The 18,826-nt window shown below is 47.5% G+C and carries 16 protein-coding genes and 2 pseudogenes; 16 read left to right on the top strand and 2 right to left on the bottom strand.

Annotation, left to right across the window (positions count from 1 at the left end; translation table 11 throughout):
• Nucleotides 1-87 precede the first annotated feature (87 nt).
• From BLR73_RS07180 to BLR73_RS07125, 14 genes and pseudogenes are all read left to right on the top strand, one after another.
• Nucleotides 88-1,302: a transglutaminase-like domain-containing protein gene (locus tag BLR73_RS07180; protein WP_091860610.1), complete on the top strand. Its 1,215-nt coding sequence runs from the start codon at nucleotides 88-90 to the stop codon at nucleotides 1,300-1,302.
• A 9-nt stretch (nucleotides 1,303-1,311) separates the two neighbouring features.
• On the top strand, nucleotides 1,312-1,833 hold the full coding sequence (locus BLR73_RS07175; protein WP_091860606.1) for a hypothetical protein: 522 nt from the start codon (nucleotides 1,312-1,314) through the stop codon (nucleotides 1,831-1,833).
• A 27-nt stretch (nucleotides 1,834-1,860) separates the two neighbouring features.
• Nucleotides 1,861-2,430: a flavodoxin family protein gene (locus BLR73_RS07170; RefSeq protein WP_013063986.1), complete on the top strand. Its 570-nt coding sequence runs from the start codon at nucleotides 1,861-1,863 to the stop codon at nucleotides 2,428-2,430.
• 22 nt (nucleotides 2,431-2,452) lie between these two features.
• A pseudogene (locus tag BLR73_RS14600) lies at nucleotides 2,453-2,839 on the top strand (GNAT family N-acetyltransferase); the annotation flags it as partial.
• 234 nt (nucleotides 2,840-3,073) lie between these two features.
• Nucleotides 3,074-3,343, top strand: coding sequence for a zinc ribbon domain-containing protein (locus BLR73_RS14595; protein ID WP_255397367.1), 270 nt, complete (start codon nucleotides 3,074-3,076; stop codon nucleotides 3,341-3,343).
• Nucleotides 3,344-3,464: 121 nt separating this feature from the next.
• Nucleotides 3,465-3,722 (top strand): annotated as a pseudogene (locus BLR73_RS14450) (zinc ribbon domain-containing protein); the annotation flags it as partial.
• Between the two features lie 42 nt (nucleotides 3,723-3,764).
• Nucleotides 3,765-4,202 (top strand): pyridoxamine 5'-phosphate oxidase family protein, encoded by a 438-nt coding sequence (locus BLR73_RS14445; RefSeq protein WP_369821143.1) that lies wholly within the window; start codon nucleotides 3,765-3,767, stop codon nucleotides 4,200-4,202.
• A gap of 17 nt (nucleotides 4,203-4,219) precedes the next feature.
• The gene (locus BLR73_RS07155; protein WP_091860597.1) at nucleotides 4,220-4,834 is read left to right on the top strand and encodes a hypothetical protein; all 615 of its coding nucleotides are present in this window, start codon (nucleotides 4,220-4,222) and stop codon (nucleotides 4,832-4,834) included.
• Nucleotides 4,827-5,381 carry a GNAT family N-acetyltransferase gene (locus tag BLR73_RS07150; protein ID WP_233456378.1) on the top strand — a complete coding sequence of 185 codons (555 nt, stop codon included), beginning with the start codon at nucleotides 4,827-4,829 and terminating at the stop codon, nucleotides 5,379-5,381. The genes BLR73_RS07155 and BLR73_RS07150 overlap by 8 nt, the downstream gene beginning before the upstream one ends.
• Before the next feature lie 132 nt (nucleotides 5,382-5,513).
• Nucleotides 5,514-6,215: a flavodoxin family protein gene (locus tag BLR73_RS07145; RefSeq protein ID WP_091860592.1), complete on the top strand. Its 702-nt coding sequence runs from the start codon at nucleotides 5,514-5,516 to the stop codon at nucleotides 6,213-6,215.
• Nucleotides 6,216-6,237: 22 nt separating this feature from the next.
• Entirely contained in the window at nucleotides 6,238-6,957 is a 720-nt protein-coding gene (locus BLR73_RS07140) for an alpha/beta hydrolase (RefSeq protein WP_091860590.1), read from the top strand.
• A 27-nt stretch (nucleotides 6,958-6,984) separates the two neighbouring features.
• Complete coding sequence (locus tag BLR73_RS07135; RefSeq protein WP_028906694.1) at nucleotides 6,985-7,446, top strand: GNAT family N-acetyltransferase; 462 nt, start codon at nucleotides 6,985-6,987, stop codon at nucleotides 7,444-7,446.
• 323 nt (nucleotides 7,447-7,769) lie between these two features.
• Nucleotides 7,770-8,243, top strand: a complete 474-nt coding sequence (locus tag BLR73_RS07130; RefSeq protein ID WP_176763641.1) for a GNAT family N-acetyltransferase — start codon at nucleotides 7,770-7,772, stop codon at nucleotides 8,241-8,243.
• An 11-nt stretch (nucleotides 8,244-8,254) separates the two neighbouring features.
• The gene (locus BLR73_RS07125; protein WP_091860584.1) at nucleotides 8,255-9,376 is read left to right on the top strand and encodes a DUF418 domain-containing protein; all 1,122 of its coding nucleotides are present in this window, start codon (nucleotides 8,255-8,257) and stop codon (nucleotides 9,374-9,376) included.
• A gap of 158 nt (nucleotides 9,377-9,534) precedes the next feature.
• On the opposite strand, the gene BLR73_RS07120 is transcribed toward BLR73_RS07125, so the two are convergent.
• Nucleotides 9,535-10,434: a LytR/AlgR family response regulator transcription factor gene (locus BLR73_RS07120; RefSeq protein WP_091860581.1), complete on the bottom strand. Its 900-nt coding sequence runs from the start codon at nucleotides 10,432-10,434 to the stop codon at nucleotides 9,535-9,537.
• A 206-nt stretch (nucleotides 10,435-10,640) separates the two neighbouring features.
• Here BLR73_RS07120 and BLR73_RS07115 point away from each other — a divergent pair, with 206 nt between their 5' ends.
• Both BLR73_RS07115 and BLR73_RS07110 read left to right on the top strand, forming a co-directional pair.
• On the top strand, nucleotides 10,641-13,010 hold the full coding sequence (locus BLR73_RS07115; RefSeq protein ID WP_176763640.1) for an outer membrane beta-barrel family protein: 2,370 nt from the start codon (nucleotides 10,641-10,643) through the stop codon (nucleotides 13,008-13,010).
• Nucleotides 13,011-13,128: 118 nt separating this feature from the next.
• Nucleotides 13,129-15,600 carry a glycoside hydrolase family 3 N-terminal domain-containing protein gene (locus BLR73_RS07110; RefSeq protein WP_091860575.1) on the top strand — a complete coding sequence of 824 codons (2,472 nt, stop codon included), beginning with the start codon at nucleotides 13,129-13,131 and terminating at the stop codon, nucleotides 15,598-15,600.
• On the opposite strand, the gene BLR73_RS07105 is transcribed toward BLR73_RS07110, so the two are convergent.
• Nucleotides 15,590-18,814, bottom strand: a complete 3,225-nt coding sequence (locus BLR73_RS07105) for a GH92 family glycosyl hydrolase (RefSeq protein WP_091860573.1) — start codon at nucleotides 18,812-18,814, stop codon at nucleotides 15,590-15,592. The two genes, BLR73_RS07110 and BLR73_RS07105, sit on opposite strands and share 11 nt — an antisense overlap.
• Nucleotides 18,815-18,826 lie beyond the last annotated feature (12 nt).

Below are 18,826 nucleotides of genomic sequence, written 5' to 3'. Positions count from 1 at the left end.
ACAAAAGTACGCAGATTATCCCAAAATTTTGCTTATTCTTGCAACTATGCTTATCTTTGCAACGTCAAATGATAAAAACTGGAGAGTATGAAAAAACTTAAATTATTGATGGCATTGACCATTGTGATGATGAGTGCTATGAACACAAAGGCTCAGAATCAACGAATGATGGACTTTCAAAATGAGTTCTCTAAGTATCAGACACAGTATCGTGACCAGATGCATAGTGGAAAGCACAAGGATGCGCTGGCTCCTCTGGCAAGTTGTATCACGTTGCTCGACACCACCACGATTTTCAAAGTGGCCCCCATCCCCGAGGGAGCCATTCTGGAGCAGAAAGGACTGCTTTACTACGACCAGGCATGCTGCTATGCGATAGTGGGACAAAAGAAACAGGCGCTTGCGGCATTGGGGCAGTCTGTCGAGCTGGGCTATAAGGATTATAATAATATGGTGAACGACAACGACCTCGTCTCGCTGCGCAAGGACAAGAAATACCAGGCGCTACAGGCGCAGGTGAAAGACCGTCAGCCGCTGAATGTGCTGAAGCAGTCGGCCCCGTATGCAAAGGATGATGCGAAGGTAGAGTTCCGTTATCAACCCAATAGATCGAACAATCTCTGCAAGGTTCGCGATTACTTTAAACTCGATTCTGTAGCAGGTCAGGGCGATGAACTGTCGAAGATTATCAATCTGCTGCACTTTGCCCACGACAACATCCGCCACGACGGCAGCAACCAGGCGTTTGCCGAGTTGGATGCCATCGACCTTTACAACTATTACAAGGCTACTGGCAAGGGGGTGAACTGCCGCCAGCTGGCCATATCGCTCTGCGAGATGTACCTGTCGATGGGCATTCCTGCCCGCTACGTGACCTGCATGCCTGCCGATTCGCTCGATTATGAGTGCCATGTGATTAACACGGTGTGGTCGAGCCAGTTGCAGAAATGGCTTTATATCGACCCCACGATGGATGCCTGGGTGACTGATGAGAACGGCACGCTGCTTAGCATCGCCGAAGTGCGCGAACGACTCATTAACGACCAGCCCTTGGTGCTTTGTGAGACAGCCAACTGGAACCATGAGTCGCAGCAGACAAAGGAATACTATTTGGAAACCTATATGGCGAAGAACCTGTACTACTTTGTGTGCAAGAAGCTTAACCGCTTTAATCCTGAGAGCGTCTATCGCGACAACGATCCAGCGGCTGACGTCCGTCTTATCCCCGTTGGCTTCGTTAACAACAATTGGAAGTGTGATACCACAACCGACCCAGAGGTGTTCTGGGCAAAACCAGAATAAATAGTTACAATGGCGATAACAAGTGAGAGATTGAACCAGACTTTTAGTGAGGGCGGAGCTCAGGAGATATACCAAGAGATTAAGTCGAACGGTGATTTTCTGGGTTTTGCCCAACGCTATGCCTTCGACACCGACTATCGTGTGGCGAGAACTGCTTTGTGGGGACTGACCAAAGCTAAGGACGAAGAGTTGTCGGAATTGAAGGTGATATACAATGAGCTGATAGATCAGGCCATGCAGACGGAGAATTCGTCGGTGAGGCGGCTAACGCTGAACATTATCGAAAAGCTGAAAATGGACGAGGATGATTTGCGGACCGACTTCCTTGACTTCTGTTTCGAACACATGGTCAGCATCGAGGAGTTCTCCGGCATCCAAACGCTCTGCATGAAACTCGCCTTTCGCATGTGCACCTTCTATCCAGAACTGATGGACGAGTTGAAACGTACCCTCGAAGCGATGGAGATAGATTATTATAAACCCGCCATAAAGTGTCTGCGTAAAAGGATTTTCAGTGGGCGATACAAATAAAATAGATTTTTGAGTACAAAAGAGAATATGAACATTCTGATTATAAATGGCAGTCCTCGGAAGAAGGGGCTGATTTCCCAGATGCTAGGCATCATGCAGGAGGAGGCAGAAACGCGAGGCGATACGGTGGAGATGGTCTATACCAACGACCTGACCGTGAAGCCTTGCAAAGGCTGTATGGCGTGTCGCACGAAGCAGAAATGCGTTCTCGCAGAAGATGATTCGCAGCGGGTGTTGAAGATGATGCAGCAGGCTGATGCGATCATCATGGGTGCACCTTGCTATTGGGGCAACATCCCTGGACAGATGAAGCTGATGTTCGACCGTCAGGTGTATGGCATGATGCGTGATACTAATCGTTTTCCAGAACCGCTGATGAAAGGTAAGAAGGGTATCCTTATCAGCACCTGCACTACGCCATGGCCTTGGAACATTCTGTTCAAACAGTCGCGCGGAGCTATCCGTGCCATGCGTGAGATAGCCCGCTATGCAGGTTTCAAAATCGTAAGTACCATCGAGCGTGGCGGCACAGCCATGCATCCCGCGCTGACCGAGAAAGACAAACAAAAGTGCCGTAAGGCTATCAATAAGTTGTAAATAATTAAAATCAAATATAACAATGATTATTAGATTAGAAGATACAAAAGACTATCGTGAGGTAGAGAACCTGACGCGTGAGGCATTCTGGAACGTATATCGTCCTGGATGCACAGAGCATTACGTGCTCAATCAGTATAGAACCAATCCCGACTTTATACCAGAGCTGGATTTTGTGATGGAGGCAGATGGAAAGATCATCGGTCATGTGATGTTTTCGAAGGCCGAACTTGTGCTTGATGATGGCAGCAAGAAAGCTTCGTGGACATTCGGCCCCATCAGCATTCATCCTGCCTACAAGCGCAAGGGCTATGGTCAGAAGTTGCTGCAATATGCCTTGGATAAGGCTCGCGACATGGGTATCGGCTTTATCTGTATGGAGGGTAACATCGAGTTTTACAAACATGCAGGCTTCGACCTTGCCAGCAAACTGAACATTCACTATCATGCCGAGCCGAAAGATTCCGAAGTGCCTTATTTCCTGGCTCAGGAACTAATTCCTGGTTGGCTTAAGAACAATGGTATCGCCGAGGCAACCTATTGCCCTCCCAAAGGCTATTTTGTAGCCGATGAAAACCCAGAGGCTTTCGAGGCTTACGAAGCCAGCTTCTCTCAGAAGGAGAAAGCATTCCAAGAGGGCCAACTGCCACAGTTCTGCCAGAGTTGCGGCATGCCATTGACGCGTATCGAGGATTGCGGTACAAACGAAGACGGCAGTACCAATTTTGATTATTGCCAGTATTGCTACAAGGATGGCAAGTTTGTGCAGGACTGCAACATGGACGAGATGATTGAGCATTGCACCCAGTTTATTGATGAGGTAAACAAGAACATGCCCAAGCCCATGACCAAAGAAGAGTATAAGCAGATGATGCAAGGTTTCTTCCCGATGCTAAAACGATGGAGAAAATGATGAGTAATGGCTTAGGTTATGCTAACCCCCATTGGTCACAAATCGATGCTGTTTATCCCAGAAATTTGTTGCTATCTGCAACAATGTGTACTTTTGCAGCGTCAATAATCAACATAAGAATATGAATAAAGAACAAAGATTTTGTCAGAGTTGCGGAATGCCGCTCACAGAAGATGTCCTCGGCACGAATGCCGACGGAAGTAAGAACGAAGATTACTGTATGTACTGCTACAAGGATGGAAAATTCTTGCAGGACTGCACGATGGAAGAGATGATTGAACATTGTGCACAGTTTGTTGGCGCAGTAAACGAGGGATTGGAGAAACCCATTACAAAAGAGGAATATATCGGTATGATGAAATCGTACTTTCCCCAGTTGAAGCGCTGGCGCCAAACGTTGGATGTTAGTAACGATGAAGTGATGAATGTTAACCCCGCTTTGGCAGGCGTAAAAGAACTCATTGCACAGATGGCCGACAAACAGCCCATCGCTTACATCTCATCGGTTGATCAGGACGGATTCCCTTGGACCAAGGCCATGTTGAAGCCACGCAAGCGTGAGGGTATCAAAACCTTCTACTTTACAACCAACACATTCTCAATACGTGTGGCTCAATACAAGGCCAATCCCAAGGCAAGCATCTACTTCTGCGATGCCAAAGGATTTAAGGGCATGATGCTCAGAGGTTCAATGGAGGTGCTGACGGATGCCGCCTCGAAGGAGATGATCTGGCGCGATGGCGACACAGAGTACTATCCAGGCGGCGTCACCGATCCTAATTACTGCGTGTTGAAGTTCACTGCTACCGATGGCCGTTTCTACAGCGATTTCTATCCACGTAGTTTCGTAATTGAGTAAATGATGAACAACAAAGCATGAAGGTTGTTGAATTAAATATTGACTCTACGCCGGTGCTGATTATTGGCGAGAAGAGCGAGAAAGTGTTCCTGTTTGTGCATGGGTTGCATGGACGCAAGGAAGAGGCATTGGCCTTTGCAGAGGTGGCTGTGCCCAAAGGTTATCAAGTTCTGGGTATCGACCTGCCTGTAGAGCGCAAGCCTTGGGAGGTACTGCCTTTGCTGAATGAGATACGTGATTATCTATATGATAATTGGCAATCGGTATCTGTTCGTGCTAACAGTATAGGTTCGTGGTTTACGTTGTTGGCTTTCCAGAGCAAGAAAGTGGAGCAGGCATTGCTTGTTTCTCCAATTCTCGACATGAAGCGGTTTATTGAACTGATGCCACAGCGCGAGGACGACTATTACGAGTGGGTTGTTAATAATCCAATTACAAGTTGGGTTGTGCCCACATACATTCTTCGCCCAGAAGTGGATCTGATTGTCAACGAGGAAGTAGGTTACGACTTCATCAGTCAGCATCAGTGTCAGGTCACCATCATGCCTGATGGAGAACATTGGTTTCATACGCCAGAACAGCTTGCTTTCCTGAAAGCATGGGAAGAGAAAACGATAATATCAAATGAATAGAATTACAATGGAAACAAATCGTATCATATTGCGCCCTTGGCGCGAATCGGATGCGGAGACACTGTATAAATGGGCTTCTAATCCGGATGTGGGGCCTCGTGCAGGATGGCCACCTCATCAGAATGTGGAGGAGAGTCTGGAGATTATCCGCACCGTATTCAATGACGTGCTGCACACATGGGCTATCGTTCTAAAAGAGACTGACGAGCCTATTGGCGCTATGGGGTACGGCCCGTCGTGCGAGTGCGATCTGCCGGCCCGCGAGGGTGAACCGCTCATTGGTTATTGGGTGGCCAAGCCCTATTGGAATAAGGGCATCTGCACAGAGGCACTGCGCCTGATGTTAGACCACATCCGAGAATCGACGGACATCCAATCGCTCATTAGCGGCCACTTCGTAGATAATCCAGCTTCTGGTAGAGTAATGGAAAAGTGTGGTTTCGTTCCCACAGGCGAGATTTGCATAGACGAAAACCAGTATCAAGGTGAGAACAGGCCTATCAGAGTGTTGAGATTAGAATTGTCATCATTGCATGGTGCTACATAGATGCGCGCTCCTGTAACTCACGATTAGCGCTCCCATTCGTCACAAATAACTGCGGTTTATCCCAGATATTTGGCTGTCTCAGCAATTATGCGTTCCTTTGCAGCGTCAAATCATAATAAATAAAATATAATAATGAAAGTATTAGTCATTAACGCATCAGCAAATAAGGAGCGCAGCACAACGCTTAAACTTACCAAAACATTTCTGGAAGGTCTCGAAGTAGAGGCTTCGGAAGTGGAGTTTGTAACTACCATTGGTCTTAATATTAATCCCTGCAGAGCTTGCTATGCCTGTTGGTTTAAGACATCAGGCAAGTGTGTGCAGAAGGACGATGCAACAGAAGTGATGGAGAAAATTCGCCAAGCCGACCTGGTTATCTGGTCGATACCTCTCTATGCCTATGGCGTACCCTCGCATTGTAAGGCACTGATGGATAGAACAGTATCGTTTAACTCGCCTTTGATGTATATCGATTCTGATGGCATTGCCCATCACTATGGTTATGAGGAAGGCACCAAGAAAACGGTACTGATTTCGACAGCAGGACTGCCTAACATGAGGGGAAACTTCGATGGACTTCTGTTTGCCATGCGCCACATGTATGGCAAGAATATCAGTTACATCTGTTGTGCTGAGGGTTCGCTCTTCATGAATCCCGATACCGAGATTTTTACTGCTCCTTACTTAAAAAAAGTAAAGCAAGCCGGTGCAGAGTACAAGGAAACAGAAAGAATCTCTGACGAGACACAGGCGTATCTTGATACACCGATGCTCCCTGCAGATGCATTCGTCAAGACCGTGAATGGCATTTTTGAAGGAATGCTGGCACGCTAACTAGTTTTGTAATTGAATAATTATGAAGAGGATGATTAAATCAAGAATTGATACAATAGAAATACAAAGCCGAACTCTAGGTAAGACTATGGTTGTTACGATTTATATGCCAACCAATTTTTGCGAGGGATTACCTGTTCTCTATTTTATGCACGGGCGTAGTGGCGACGAGTCTATTATTCATGCTTTGGATATACAAACCGTTGCAGACAGAATGATTGCAGATGGCAGGATGAAACCAATGCTAATTGTCTGCCCAAGGATGGAAGATGCGCTAGGATTAGGTGCTTTCGAAGATTATTTCTTTAACGAGGTGATGCCAATTGTAGAGAAACAATACAAAACGAGTGTACGTTGCATTGGAGGGGTTTCGGCTGGAGGCTTCATTGCCTTGAACTACGCTTTTCGCCATCCTTATTTATTTGAGCGAGTAGGCGGTCACATGCCTGCCATCGAAGACGTATTGGATGATGACGACCTGCATTATTTCGGAACCAGTGAGCAATGGAAAGCAAATAATCCGCTTTTCCTGGTTCAGAAGTGTACTTTGCCTTCAACTATGGAGATTTATCTTGACGCAGGAAGTGAGGACGAAGGTGGATTTTATCGAGGATGTGCGCAACTGGCAGAAAGATTGGCAGTCCGTGGCGTTCTGGTTCAGAATCATTTAAACGAAGGACATCATACCATTGATTATATCAAAGCTCATTTGGAGGAATATCTTATGTTTTATGCAAAATAAATAGACTATGAGTGATCTAATAGAAATATGATGAAAGACAGTATCAGTAAGGCCAACATGGACGATTTGCAGGAGATTCTCAATCTGCAATACCTTGCTTATCAGAGTGAGGCTGCCTTATTTGGCAACAAAGATATACCACCCTTAAAGCAAACACTAGATGAGGTGATTGAGGAATACCACAAAGGTATTATCCTGAAGTTGGTGGATACAGATAATCTCATTATAGGTTCTATTCGTGCATGGGAGATGAAAGGAATCGTCTATGTAGGAAAACTGATGGTTCATCCCGATTACAGACATCGTGGCTATGGCACGAAACTTCTGAGGAGGATAGAGGAGTATTACCCTCAAAAGAGATATGAGCTGTTTACGAGCACCCGTAGCATTGACAACATCCGACTGTATCAGAAGATGGGCTATCAAGAGTTTGACCGTAGGCGCGTTGATGATCAATTAGAATTTGTATATATGGAGAAAATTGTATGATGAGAACATTAGACAATTAGATACGCCAGAGATGGGCACTTACGCTCGCTGGCAAAAAGGCATAACCAACCACATTCCCGTTTACCATTGCCACTATCCAGGGATATCATTGAGGATATCAGCAATCACGCCCTCACCGTAAATATAGGGTTCGTTTTTTAACGTAACTCATCACAAATATGTGTAATTTATCCCTAATGTTTGTTTGTCTCGGCAACAATTCGTAATTTTGTAGCGTCAAAACATTAAAAAGAAAGAAAATGCAAGATTTCATGACACCCCCGAAGCACGCAAACTGTCGTGCCAAAAAATCATCATTAGATATGACTCTTCGACCATTTCTGTCTGATGATGCAGCAACAATTCTGAATTGGTGTAAGGATAAGCATGCCTTCCGACTTTGGAGTGCCGACAGGTATAAGGATTATCCTGCCAAGCCTGAGGAGATGATGGCGCAATACAATGGCGACAACATGTATCCACTGACGGCAGTAGTGGGTGATACGATTATCGGCCATATTCTGTTACGACGTCCTTCTGAGGATAAAAGCATCATCCGTTTCGGCTTTGTGATTGTAGATAATACGAAGCGAGGCTATGGATATGGTAAGCAGTTGTTACGACAGGCTATCGAATATGCAAGGGAGAAACTCGGCGCTAAGCAGATTACGCTCGGTGTGTTTTGCGAGAATATTTCTGCCGTAGAATGCTACAAATCGGTAGGCTTCCGCATCATAGGCGACGGTTCCTATTTGATCGACGGTGATGAATGGAAAGAATTTGAAATGGAATTATAAAAGTAAAGACTATGTATCAATCTCGTCATCTGGCAAACACTCGAATCGATGTGGCTGATGCTCTGAGAGGCATCGCTGTAGCCGGCATTATCCTGTATCACTCGGTGGAACACTTTAATATCTTTACGCAGGAGCCGATAACCCATACGCTGGCGACTGACCAGATGGTGGCCGATGTACTGGCTTGGCTGCTGTCTGGTAAAATGTACGGTATCTTCGCCATGCTCTTCGGCTTGAGTTTCTTCATCATGAACGATAATCAGCAGAAGAAAGGCAATAATTTCTCTGGGCGCTTTGCTTGGCGCATGTGCCTGTTGTTCCTCTTCGGCATAGTCAATGTGGCTTTCTACGATGGCGACATCCTGATGCTTTATGCCTGTTATGGTCTGCTGCTCATCCCAATCAGTTATCTGCCGTCGAAGTGGGTGTGGTGTATAATTGCCTTATTAGCCATCCAGCCTGTAGAACTATTCTGCCTGCTGACTGGCACCACCATCGACCACAGCACCTTGTGGGAAGTGTACAGCAAGATCAACAGTGCCCATGAGCATGGTACATTCTGGGAGAATACCCTTACCAACCTGCGATATGGATTTGAGGTAAATTTCCGCTTCAATATCTTCAGCGGACGCCTGACGCAGTTGCTGTGCCTGTTTATTTTGGGTATGCAGCTGGGCCGCCAGCGCATGTTTTATAACGAAGGGCGCAATTTGCAGATATGGCATCAGCTGTTATGGCGATCGGCGTTGGTAGTGGTTGTGCTGAGTATTGTGGATTTTAGCGAGATAGCCTCGTGGCTTAACCCGATCTACAATCTGATGATATTGATGATGATTGTGTCGGCCATCGTTTCGGCATGGTATGCTTCTGAGGGCGTGCGCAAGGTGTTGCATCATTTGTGTATTTTCGGACGTATGAGTCTTACCAACTATCTGCTCCAGTCCATCATCGGCTGTGCTATCTTCTGCGGCTATGGTCTGGCTTGCTATCGCCATTTAGGTGTTACCTATGCTGTGATGGTAGGATGTGGCATGGTTGTTTGTCAGTATCTCTTTGCCAGATATTGGTTCTCCAACCATCCTCGCGGTCCGTTAGAGGGGCTTTGGAGAAAACTGACATGGATGAGGTTGTGACTGCTGACGGATGTTTTACCAACCGTTCCGACCTTTCACTGCAGTATATGATCGACCATGGGTTACGTGGCCGTTCCGACATTCCCAATCCCTTCCATCCGGGAAGCACTTACGATAATTCCCAGGCTTCTCGCATCGTGCCTGATGCTGTCAAGACATTAGAGAGGCTGGGCTATCTGTATCGCAGCTCTAACTTGTGCCATATTGCTGCGCGAAACGGGGAGTGATTCGTGACAGTGCTTGATGAGCAGCTGGGTAGTGCCAGAATGTGAGATAATCTGCTCTACCTGACCTAAGTTGACCATGAAAGCGCGGTGGCAACGGACTATCATTGGATAGGACTCAAGCGTTTCCTCCATGAGTTTCATCGTGGCGCGAAGCATGTCGGTATGTACCTGATTGTTGCGCAGATGACTGACCCTGACGTAATTGCCCACAGCCTCTATATATAATAGGTCGGAAATCTGTAACGTCACCGATTCGTTAGTGGTACCAGTGAGTGTGAGCTCTTGCGGTTGAGAATTCTCAACGGAGTGTTCTGCTTCGTTCGGCAATGATTGTTCGGGCTCCTGCATCTTCTTCAATTCCTCGTTCAGCAGCCGCGTATCTTCCAGTTCTATCGCTAAATATTTGCTACGGTACTTGAAGCGCCAATAGAGTCCGATGGCGAACGAGCAGAAGGCAATGATGGCAAGGGTTTCAAGGAAATTGACAACTGAAAGCTGGTTGCCTGCATCATGTTCGTTCAGCACGAAATGGCGATAGAGGCAGATGCTCAATGCCACGAGCGGTGTATTGATAAGTTGAAATCTGAGGTTGCGGCGGATGATGTATTCGGCGCCTTTCTTGAATGACCTCGGCATCTTGACAACATATTTCAGGATGATGTCCGTCATCATGCAGATGAAGAAGCCAATCACTCCCAACACTATCAGATGTGCATATCCCTGCCATTGCCAATCCGACATCCAGAAAGGCTTGAACACTGCCAGTGCCACTACTGTAAACGTAGTGCTGATAATTCTCGTTGTTATCGTTTCTTTGCGTCCTTGTTTCATACAAGCCGCAAAGATACAAAGAAGTGAGTAAAAAAACAAACAAATTCTCACATTTTTAAAAATTGTCGTACTCTCTGTTGCATTTCCATGCTGTTATCCCTGTTATTCGTCACAAAAAGTTGCAATTCGTCCCAAAATAGGGGAGGATTGCAACTTTTTAATGCGGGTGTGACGTCAAACAGGCAAAACATTAAATGAACAGAAAAATGAAAAAAATTAGTTTGAAAATGGTAGCTTTGATAGCTGCAATGATGATGTGTTTATCAGCCGAGGCTATGACCGAGGATGTAGGCGGACGAGTAATTGACGCGCATGGTGAACCTTTGCCATTTGTGAGTGTGGCACTGCTTACAGCCGACTCTACTTATATACAAGGTGCAACGAGCGATGTGGATGGTTTCTTCCAGATTAAAGTCTCTGAAGTCTGTTGCATTCTACGATTCTCGTATATCGGATATCGTACCAAGTATGTTGACGTAAAGGGAATGGAAATCGGTACCATCCAGATGGAGGAAGATCAGGCGATGCTCAGTGAGATAGTGGTGAAGGGCCAAATGCCTAAAACCAAACTGACAGGCAACTCGATGATTACCACCATTCAGGGTACTGTCTTGGGCAAGTCGGGTACTGCTCAGGAAATGCTGGCCAAGGTACCAGGTATGACGCTGAAAGGTGAAGACTTGGAGGTGCTGGGAAAGGGTACACCTATCTTTTATATTAACGGCAGAAAGATGCAGGATAAGGATGAACTGAAACGACTGCGTTCAGAAGAGATACAGAGCGTAGAGGTGATTACTAATCCTGGTGCGCAGTACGATGCCACCATTTCGGCTGTAGTACGTATCAAGACTATTCGCCGGGAGGGAGCTGGTTTTGGTTTCGACCTGATGGCTGCCAACAATCAGAACCTGACGTTCGGCTTCAGCGATCCCAGTGGCACGCTAAACCTGCGTTATCGTCACAACAATCTGGACCTGTTTGGTATGGTTAACTATTGGAAATGGGATAGTCCTAACGATCTGCGTATTACGCAATCTACCTTCCTTAAGACTGATGAAGGTATTAGGAATATTCTTCAAGATAGCTACATTCGCAATGACTGGCAGGGACAGGGCTTGAATTATAATTTCGGATTCAACTGGCAGATTAACGACAAGCACTCGTTGGGCGTCAGAGTGGAGCGCCACAACCAGTTTAAAACGCATAATGATATGTGGGTGAATACAGAGAACAATCTTACTGGTCGCGACCTTTCGCATCAGGATGATCATACCCATTATCCATATAACTGGCAGAGCAATGCCTATTATAACGGTCTGGTGGGCAAACTGAACATCGACTTGAATGTAGATTTTACAACAGCTAAGGAAACTACCGACAACCAGATAGATGTGTATTTGCCTGAAGCCCAAACCATGCAGCAGAACTCGCATACATGGTCACGCCTCTGGGCTGCTAAACTGGTGCTGAGCTATCCTGTGTGGAAGGGGCAGTTGCAGGCGGGAACGGAGATGAGTTTCGTGAAGCGACAGAGCAGTTCGGCTATCACAAATTACCCTCTCCCTTCTACTGATACGGATGTAAAAGAAAACAATGTGGCTGCTTTTGTGGCTTACAATGCCAACCTGGATAAATATGGTACCGTAAGCGCCGGACTGCGTTATGAGCATGTGGGTTTTGACTATATGGACAATCTGGATGCCAATAATAATATGACGCGCTATCAGGATGAGTTCTTCCCCAATATCACCTGGGCAAAGCAGTTTGGTGCTATCCAGACTTCGCTGAGCTATACTATGAAAACCGTTCGCCCGAACTATAGTGCACTGAGCGACCATATTTATTATCTGAATTCGTTTACCCTGCAACAGGGCGACTCGAAACTGAAGAATGCTACGATGCAGGAGGTGAGCATCAATGCCAGATGGAAGTGGATCAACCTGTTTGCTGCCTACGAGCGTCGCGACAACACCATCACTCAGGTGCCAATGGCTTATAACAACGAAGGTATCATGCTACTGAAGCAGGCCAATCTGCTTGACCCCGTTCGCAATTTGGCCATCTTCCTGTCGGCCAATCCCACATGGGGCGTATATAGCCCAAGCTGGACTATCGGCGGGCAGAAGTTCTGGAACACGATGACGTTCGACGATCCTCGTAGCGCCACAGGCAAGACGGATGTGACCTTTACTAAGCCCATCTTCTTCTTCGACATCTACAACACCTTCCGCTTTAAGCACAGCTGGCAGTTGGAGGCCAATACAAACATCCAGACCAAAGGTGACGTGCTGAACTTCCGTATGCTCTCACCTTCGTATAATGTCAGTTTTGTGGTACAGAAGTGCTGGCTGAAAAATGATGCTTTGTGCTTGCGTGCCAGCATCAGCGATGTGTTCCAACGTAGCGTACAGGATGTAGCACAGGACTGTGGTTTCTTCTACGGTGTGCAGAAAACACGAAGCCGTAGCCATCGTCTTGACATCTCTATCCGTTACACTTTCAATGCTCAGAAGAGTAAGTATAAGGGAACTGGTGCTGGTAAAGCCGAGCAGCAGCGCATGAGCAACAGCAACTGATATGGATTAATAAAATGAGCGAAACGCTATAAAGGTGTCTTAAAAATGGCAAAAAGGGATGGATATTAAAATGTTTTTACTATCTTTGCAGGCAGAATTCATTAACTCAACACAATTTATGAAGAAAACAATTTTATCGATTACAATGATTTGTGCTGCAACCATGATGCAAGCACAGAAGCCTGCCATCCCCCGTGATGCGGTGCTGGAGGCGAAGATTGAGAAGACTCTGGCTAAGATGACACTCGACGAGAAGATCGGTCAGATGCTGGAACTTAACCTCGACATTATTGGCAAGATGACTGTAGAGAATGCCAAGGTGGATCGTGAAAAGGTTCGTTCAGTGATGCAGCAGTATGGCAGATCGGAAGCAGAAATCAAGGATCTGCTGAAGATGACCGACCAGCAGATTATCGACAAGTTGGGTGGATTCCCAGTAGATATCTATCAGGGTGATACCAAGCGTGTTTGGAAACTGAACGAGCAGATGCTCGATACACTTATCTCTAAGTGGAAGGTGGGATCTATTCTGAATGCACCAGGCACGAAGGCTCCAACAGTAGCCCAGTGGCAGCAGTGGATTCAGCTGATTCAGAAAAAGTCGATGAAGTATCTGGGTATTCCTGATATCTATGGTCTGGATCACAACCACGGCGTAACCTATACTCAGGGTGGAACACTCTTCCCACAGCCCATCAACTTAGGTGCATCGTTCAATACCGAACTGGCTCGCAGAGGTGCTGAGATTACAGCTTACGAGAGTCGTGCAGCTAACTGTCCTTGGGTGTATAACCCAGTGGTTGACCTGAGTCGTGACCCACGTTGGCCTCGTGTATATGAGAGCTTTGGCGAAGATGCTATCGTAAACTCAAAGATGGTTACTGCTGAGATTAAGGGTTATCAGGGCGATGATAATAACCACATCGACCAGTATCACGTAGGTACCAGCACCAAACACTACTTTGCCTATGGTGCCCCCTGGACTGGAAAGGATCGTACTCCAGCCTACCTCTCGCCACAGATGATTCGCGAGAAGTATTTTGAGCCATTCAAGGCAGCTGCTTTGGCTGGTACACTCACCATGATGGTTAACTCGGCTTCAGTCAACGGCGTGCCTGTTCATGCCAGCTATGAGTATCTGACCAAGTGGCTGAAGGAAGACCTGCAGTGGGATGGATTCCTGGTTACCGACTGGGCTGATATCAACAATCTGTTCTCTCGTGAGCATGTAGCTAAGGATAAGAAAGATGCCATCCGCATTGCTATCAATGCTGGTATCGATATGTCGATGGATCCCTATAGCGTTGAGTTCTGTATCCTGCTGAAGGAGCTGGTACAGGAGGGTAAGGTGAAGATGAGTCGTATTGATGACGCTGTTCGCCGTATCCTGCGTGCCAAGTATCGTCTGGGCCTCTTCGAGAAGCCAAACACAGGTGGAAAGGGCTTTGAGAAGTTTGGTAGTGCTGAGTTTGCAGCCGCTTCGTTGAAGGCTGCTGAGGAGAGCGAGGTGCTGCTGAAGAACGAGGGCAATATTCTGCCTCTGGCAAAGGGTAAGAAGATTCTGTTGACTGGTCCTAACGCCAACCAGATGCGTTGTCTGCATGGTGGTTGGAGCTACACCTGGCAGGGTTCGAAGGCAGAGGAACTCTCAGAGAAGTACAACACCATCTACGAGGCTCTGTGTAATAAGTATGGTAAGGAGAACATCATCCTGGAGCAGGGTGTGACCTATAATGAGAATGGAGCTTACTATGATGAGAACGAGCCACAGATTGACAAGGCTGTAGCCGCTGCCGACAAGGCCGATGTGATTATCGCTTGTATCGGTGAGAACTCATATACCGAGACACCTGGTAACCTGAACGACCTGTGGCTGTCGGCAAATCAGCGCAACCTGGTAAAGGCACTCGCCAAGACTGGCAAGCCCATCGTCATGGTGCTGAACGAGGGTCGTCCTCGTCTGATTGCTGATATCGAGCCATTGGCTAAGGCTGTGGTAGATATCCTGATTCCTGGTAACTACGGTGGCGACGCGCTGGCTAACCTGTTGGCTGGCGATGCTAACTTCTCGGCAAAGATGCCTTACACCTATCCTCGCGAGATTAACTCGCTGAACACCTATGATTATAAGGTATCAGAAGAGGTGGGCACCATGGCTGGCGCTTACAACTACGATGCAAAGGTAAGTTTGCAGTGGCCCTTCGGCTATGGCATCAGCTACACCACCTACGAGTACAGCAACCTGAAGGTTGACAAGAAGCAGTTTACTGCCGCTGATGTGCTGACAGTAAGCGTAGATGTAAAGAACACTGGCGCCAAGGCTGGTAAGGAGGCTGTTCTGCTTTACAGCAGCGATCTGGTTGCATCTATCGTACCTGACAACAAGCGTCTGCGCGACTTTACTAAGATTGAGTTGCAGCCAGGCGAGGTAAAGACTGTTACCTTCCAGTTGCCTGCCAAGAACTTAGCCTTTGTAGGCACCGATGGTAAGTGGACCCTTGAGGAGGGCGACTTTATCCTGAAGGTTGGCAACCAGACCGTAGGTACTGCTTGCACACAGACAAAGATCTGGGACGAGCCTAATATTTAATCTCGTCCTGAGTAATATAGTTCCGATTAAGGGGCAGGGAGTTTGGCGTTATCGTAAACTTCCTGCCTTTTTCCATGTTCAGTGTTACCTTCTGGAATCTGGGGGCGGCTAACATATAACGATCGGTTGCCGGACAAACAGGATAGAATCCGATAGAACCAAACACATACCAAGCCGACATCTGACCAGCATCGTCGTTACCCGACAAGCCGCCTGGGGTATCGTTATACTCTGTATCAAGGATATGGGCTACACGCTCGATGGTCTTTTCGCGCTTGTCGATAAAGTCGTAAAGCCAGGCTATCTGATGACAAGGCTCGTTGCCGTGCCAGTAGCGACCTTCTGAGAAGAGTGAGTCGAGCTTGGCCTCGAACTTCTCCTTGCCACCAAGCACATCGATGAGGCCTTCTACATTCTGTGGTACATACCAGGTATAGTGACAGGTTGCCCCCTCGGTAATGTACGACTTGCGATGGATAAAGTCGGTGTTGTTCTCAAACTTTCCGTTCTGATGGCGACCGTCGCAATAGCCTGTCTTGGGATTGATCACGTTGCGCCAGTTTTCTGAGCGACGCATCAGTTCCTTGTAATCCTGCTCCTTACCCAAAGCCTTAGCCAACTGGGCTACAGCAAAATCGTCGAACGCATATTCAAGGGTTCGTGAGGTCTGCTCATCCTGGTGGAAAGCCTCTTTCACACCATCCTCCAAGGGGATATATCCGTATTTCAGGTACGAGGTGAGGGCTCTGCGACCCATGCCGTTCTTGTAGTCGTTGAAGTTGGCAGGTGTTTCAAACGCATTCTTACGCATGGCCTCGTAGGCTTTTTCGTAGTCGAAGTTCCTGATACCTTTGATATAGGCATCGGCCAGCACAGCGCTACAATGGTCGCCAATCATAGCGGCAGTATATGAGTTCCAGCAGGGGAAGATGGGTAGCCAACCGCCTTCGGTATACATGGTTACCAACGATTGCATCATGTCTGCAGCCTTATCGGGTGCTATCAGCGTATAGAGCGGGTGCAGGGCACGATAGGTGTCCCACATCGAGAAGTCGCCGTAATAGGTTGGGTGATGGGTGGCAGGTGATGGGTGTTGGATGCTACCATCAGCAAACTTGGGATAAGCGCCATCCACATCGCTCATCTCGCGGGGGAGGAACGAGCAGCGATAGAGGGCACCATAAAACTGATTGATGCGTGCTGTGTTGCTATCCTCTACATCGATGGTATGCAAGCGGTCGATCCATTGATGGGCTGTTTGAGCCATTATGGTTTCAAAGTCGAAAGCTTCTACTTCTGTAGCGAAGTTTTTCTCGGCGCCTTGTTGGTTGGTAAACGAGGTGGCGGCCTTCAGGATGATGGGCTGATAGGCTTTACCCTCGAAGGTAAACCAGGCGCAAAGGCTATCTACACCACAGTCCTTTATTTCATCGTAAGCCTTTAGCAGATAGTGCCCATCGAAGGCAGCCTGCTCGCCCCAACCTTGATAAATACGATGCACAGGGTTGCGGCCATAGATAGTCTTCGTCTGCGGGTCAATCTGCAGATAGCCCACCTTCTCGTCGCTATTATGATTCAGTACGATGTGTACTGGTCCGTCCTGCTCAGGTGTGATGCGGAAGATGGCTGCATGGCTGCTACCTGTCATCTCTATCTTCAGATGTTCCTTGGGCAGACGTACGGCATAGTAATGGGGATGCGATATCTCTTGCTGATGCGAGAATGGGGTGGCGCGTTGTTCGGGCTTTAAACGAAGTTGACCGCTGAGAACGGCCAAAGTAAACGATCCATAATCCTGTGTGCAACCACCTACTATCCAATGACTGTTGCGAATGCCCTGGAACAGCGAGTCGGTATAATAATAAGGTGCAATGCACTTCTGCTCAGTATCGCGGGTCTGGGGTGTCCAGAAGTTCTGTCCGTTGGGTACGAGTACTGCTGGCAGTGTTTGCCCGTGCTCTTCCGATCCTTTGCCAAACAATCCTGCAGTCTTAGTGTTGGCAGGCGCTGTGCCCACCATGGTGTTTAAGGCACATAGCTGGCGCAGATGCTCAAAGTGGTGCAGGCGGTCGGCTACCTGTTGCTTCAGCGCCTGCCAGCTCATAAAGCCTATCGAGTGCTCGTTATGCAGCAGTTGCACCTGCACGTCGCCCTGTGCATTCTTGTAGAATATCATCTGCAGGTTAGCCGCCATGGGCAGAATCTCGTCCATGTAGTTATAATGCTCGCCTCTGAGCTTAATGCCCATCAAAGAAAGCAGACGGTACAGGTTTGAGTCGTGTCCGAATCGCAAGTCGGCACCCACGCCGCCACGGGCGATGGCTGCATCAGCATCGGCCTCGATACGTTGCCAAAGCGAGATGGCGCTGCGGGCAGCTATGCCATTGTTCTCAATCACGTCGCCATGAACAATCGTCATGCTCTTATTGTTCTTCTCGTAAACAGCCTGAAATTCTTCGGCTGTAAAGATATCGTAGAGCGATACGTTCAGCTCAACATCCTGCATATCCGATGCGATGGTGTGTATCTCCATCAGCAACTTGGCTGGCTCTTTTATTTTCGAGGCATCTATGAACAGGGCTTTGATAAATCTGTCGGGCGAGATGGTGAGTGGCACGTTGGTGCTGTTCTCTAACGCTTTTTCCTCTGGCGAGGTATAGGCTATCCATGCCATATCTTCTTCGCGGGTGATAGGTGTAAGGTGTTGGGTGTTGGATAATAGTTTTAGTTCATCCACAAAATTCTCCATGCTCACCTTGCATCTGTTTACGGTACTGCTATGTGCCGTTAAGTGGGCATCGTTAGTAAACAGTTGGGGGAAGTTCTGGTACATTCTGCGGGCTATGCCACGATGCTGTCGGGCACCAAGTGCTGTAAGCTGTCCGCCGTTGCCTTTGGCGTTCTTCCATATTTTCTCCAGTCGCTTACGCACATCCTTACCTAACTTTGTCAGGTTCTTGGTGTCGGCAAAATGCTCGTTCACCCAGGAGTAACGTGCATCGTTGGTAAGCCAGCGTGAACCATGCCTGCCATAATGCGAAATGTAGAACGGCTCGTAACCAGCAGGGGCCGACTGTAACTGAGGCTTATCTGTACCCGTTTCGATGGGATAGGCATAATACACGCCGCCCCATTTCTCGTATTGTGCAAACACGGGGTTAGCTATCATGCATGCCAACCCTATCAACATCATTGTATATAGTACTTTCTTCATATCTTAATTATA

The sequence above is a fragment of the Prevotella sp. khp1 genome, from assembly GCF_900102205.1.
Classification (GTDB): domain Bacteria; phylum Bacteroidota; class Bacteroidia; order Bacteroidales; family Bacteroidaceae; genus Prevotella; species Prevotella ruminicola.
Note: the sequence above shows the minus strand (reverse complement) of the source record. Positions and strands in the feature narration are given on the sequence as shown.

What these genes read in the sequence shown, in the direction of transcription:
- BLR73_RS07180 (WP_091860610.1), top strand. Translation starts at nt 88, where the DNA reads ATGAAAAAACTTAAATTATTGATGGCATTGACCATTGTGATGATGAGT.
- BLR73_RS07175 (WP_091860606.1), top strand. Translation starts at nt 1,312, where the DNA reads ATGGCGATAACAAGTGAGAGATTGAACCAGACTTTTAGTGAGGGCGGA.
- BLR73_RS07170 (WP_013063986.1), top strand. Translation starts at nt 1,861, where the DNA reads ATGAACATTCTGATTATAAATGGCAGTCCTCGGAAGAAGGGGCTGATT.
- BLR73_RS14445 (WP_369821143.1), top strand. Translation starts at nt 3,765, where the DNA reads ATGAATGTTAACCCCGCTTTGGCAGGCGTAAAAGAACTCATTGCACAG.
- BLR73_RS07155 (WP_091860597.1), top strand. Translation starts at nt 4,220, where the DNA reads ATGAAGGTTGTTGAATTAAATATTGACTCTACGCCGGTGCTGATTATT.
- BLR73_RS07150 (WP_233456378.1), top strand. Translation starts at nt 4,827, where the DNA reads ATGAATAGAATTACAATGGAAACAAATCGTATCATATTGCGCCCTTGG.
- BLR73_RS07145 (WP_091860592.1), top strand. Translation starts at nt 5,514, where the DNA reads ATGAAAGTATTAGTCATTAACGCATCAGCAAATAAGGAGCGCAGCACA.
- BLR73_RS07140 (WP_091860590.1), top strand. Translation starts at nt 6,238, where the DNA reads ATGAAGAGGATGATTAAATCAAGAATTGATACAATAGAAATACAAAGC.
- BLR73_RS07135 (WP_028906694.1), top strand. Translation starts at nt 6,985, where the DNA reads ATGATGAAAGACAGTATCAGTAAGGCCAACATGGACGATTTGCAGGAG.
- BLR73_RS07130 (WP_176763641.1), top strand. Translation starts at nt 7,770, where the DNA reads ATGACTCTTCGACCATTTCTGTCTGATGATGCAGCAACAATTCTGAAT.
- BLR73_RS07125 (WP_091860584.1), top strand. Translation starts at nt 8,255, where the DNA reads ATGTATCAATCTCGTCATCTGGCAAACACTCGAATCGATGTGGCTGAT.
- BLR73_RS07120 (WP_091860581.1), bottom strand. Translation starts at nt 10,434, where the DNA reads ATGAAACAAGGACGCAAAGAAACGATAACAACGAGAATTATCAGCACT.
- BLR73_RS07115 (WP_176763640.1), top strand. Translation starts at nt 10,641, where the DNA reads ATGAAAAAAATTAGTTTGAAAATGGTAGCTTTGATAGCTGCAATGATG.
- BLR73_RS07110 (WP_091860575.1), top strand. Translation starts at nt 13,129, where the DNA reads ATGAAGAAAACAATTTTATCGATTACAATGATTTGTGCTGCAACCATG.
- BLR73_RS07105 (WP_091860573.1), bottom strand. Translation starts at nt 18,814, where the DNA reads ATGAAGAAAGTACTATATACAATGATGTTGATAGGGTTGGCATGCATG.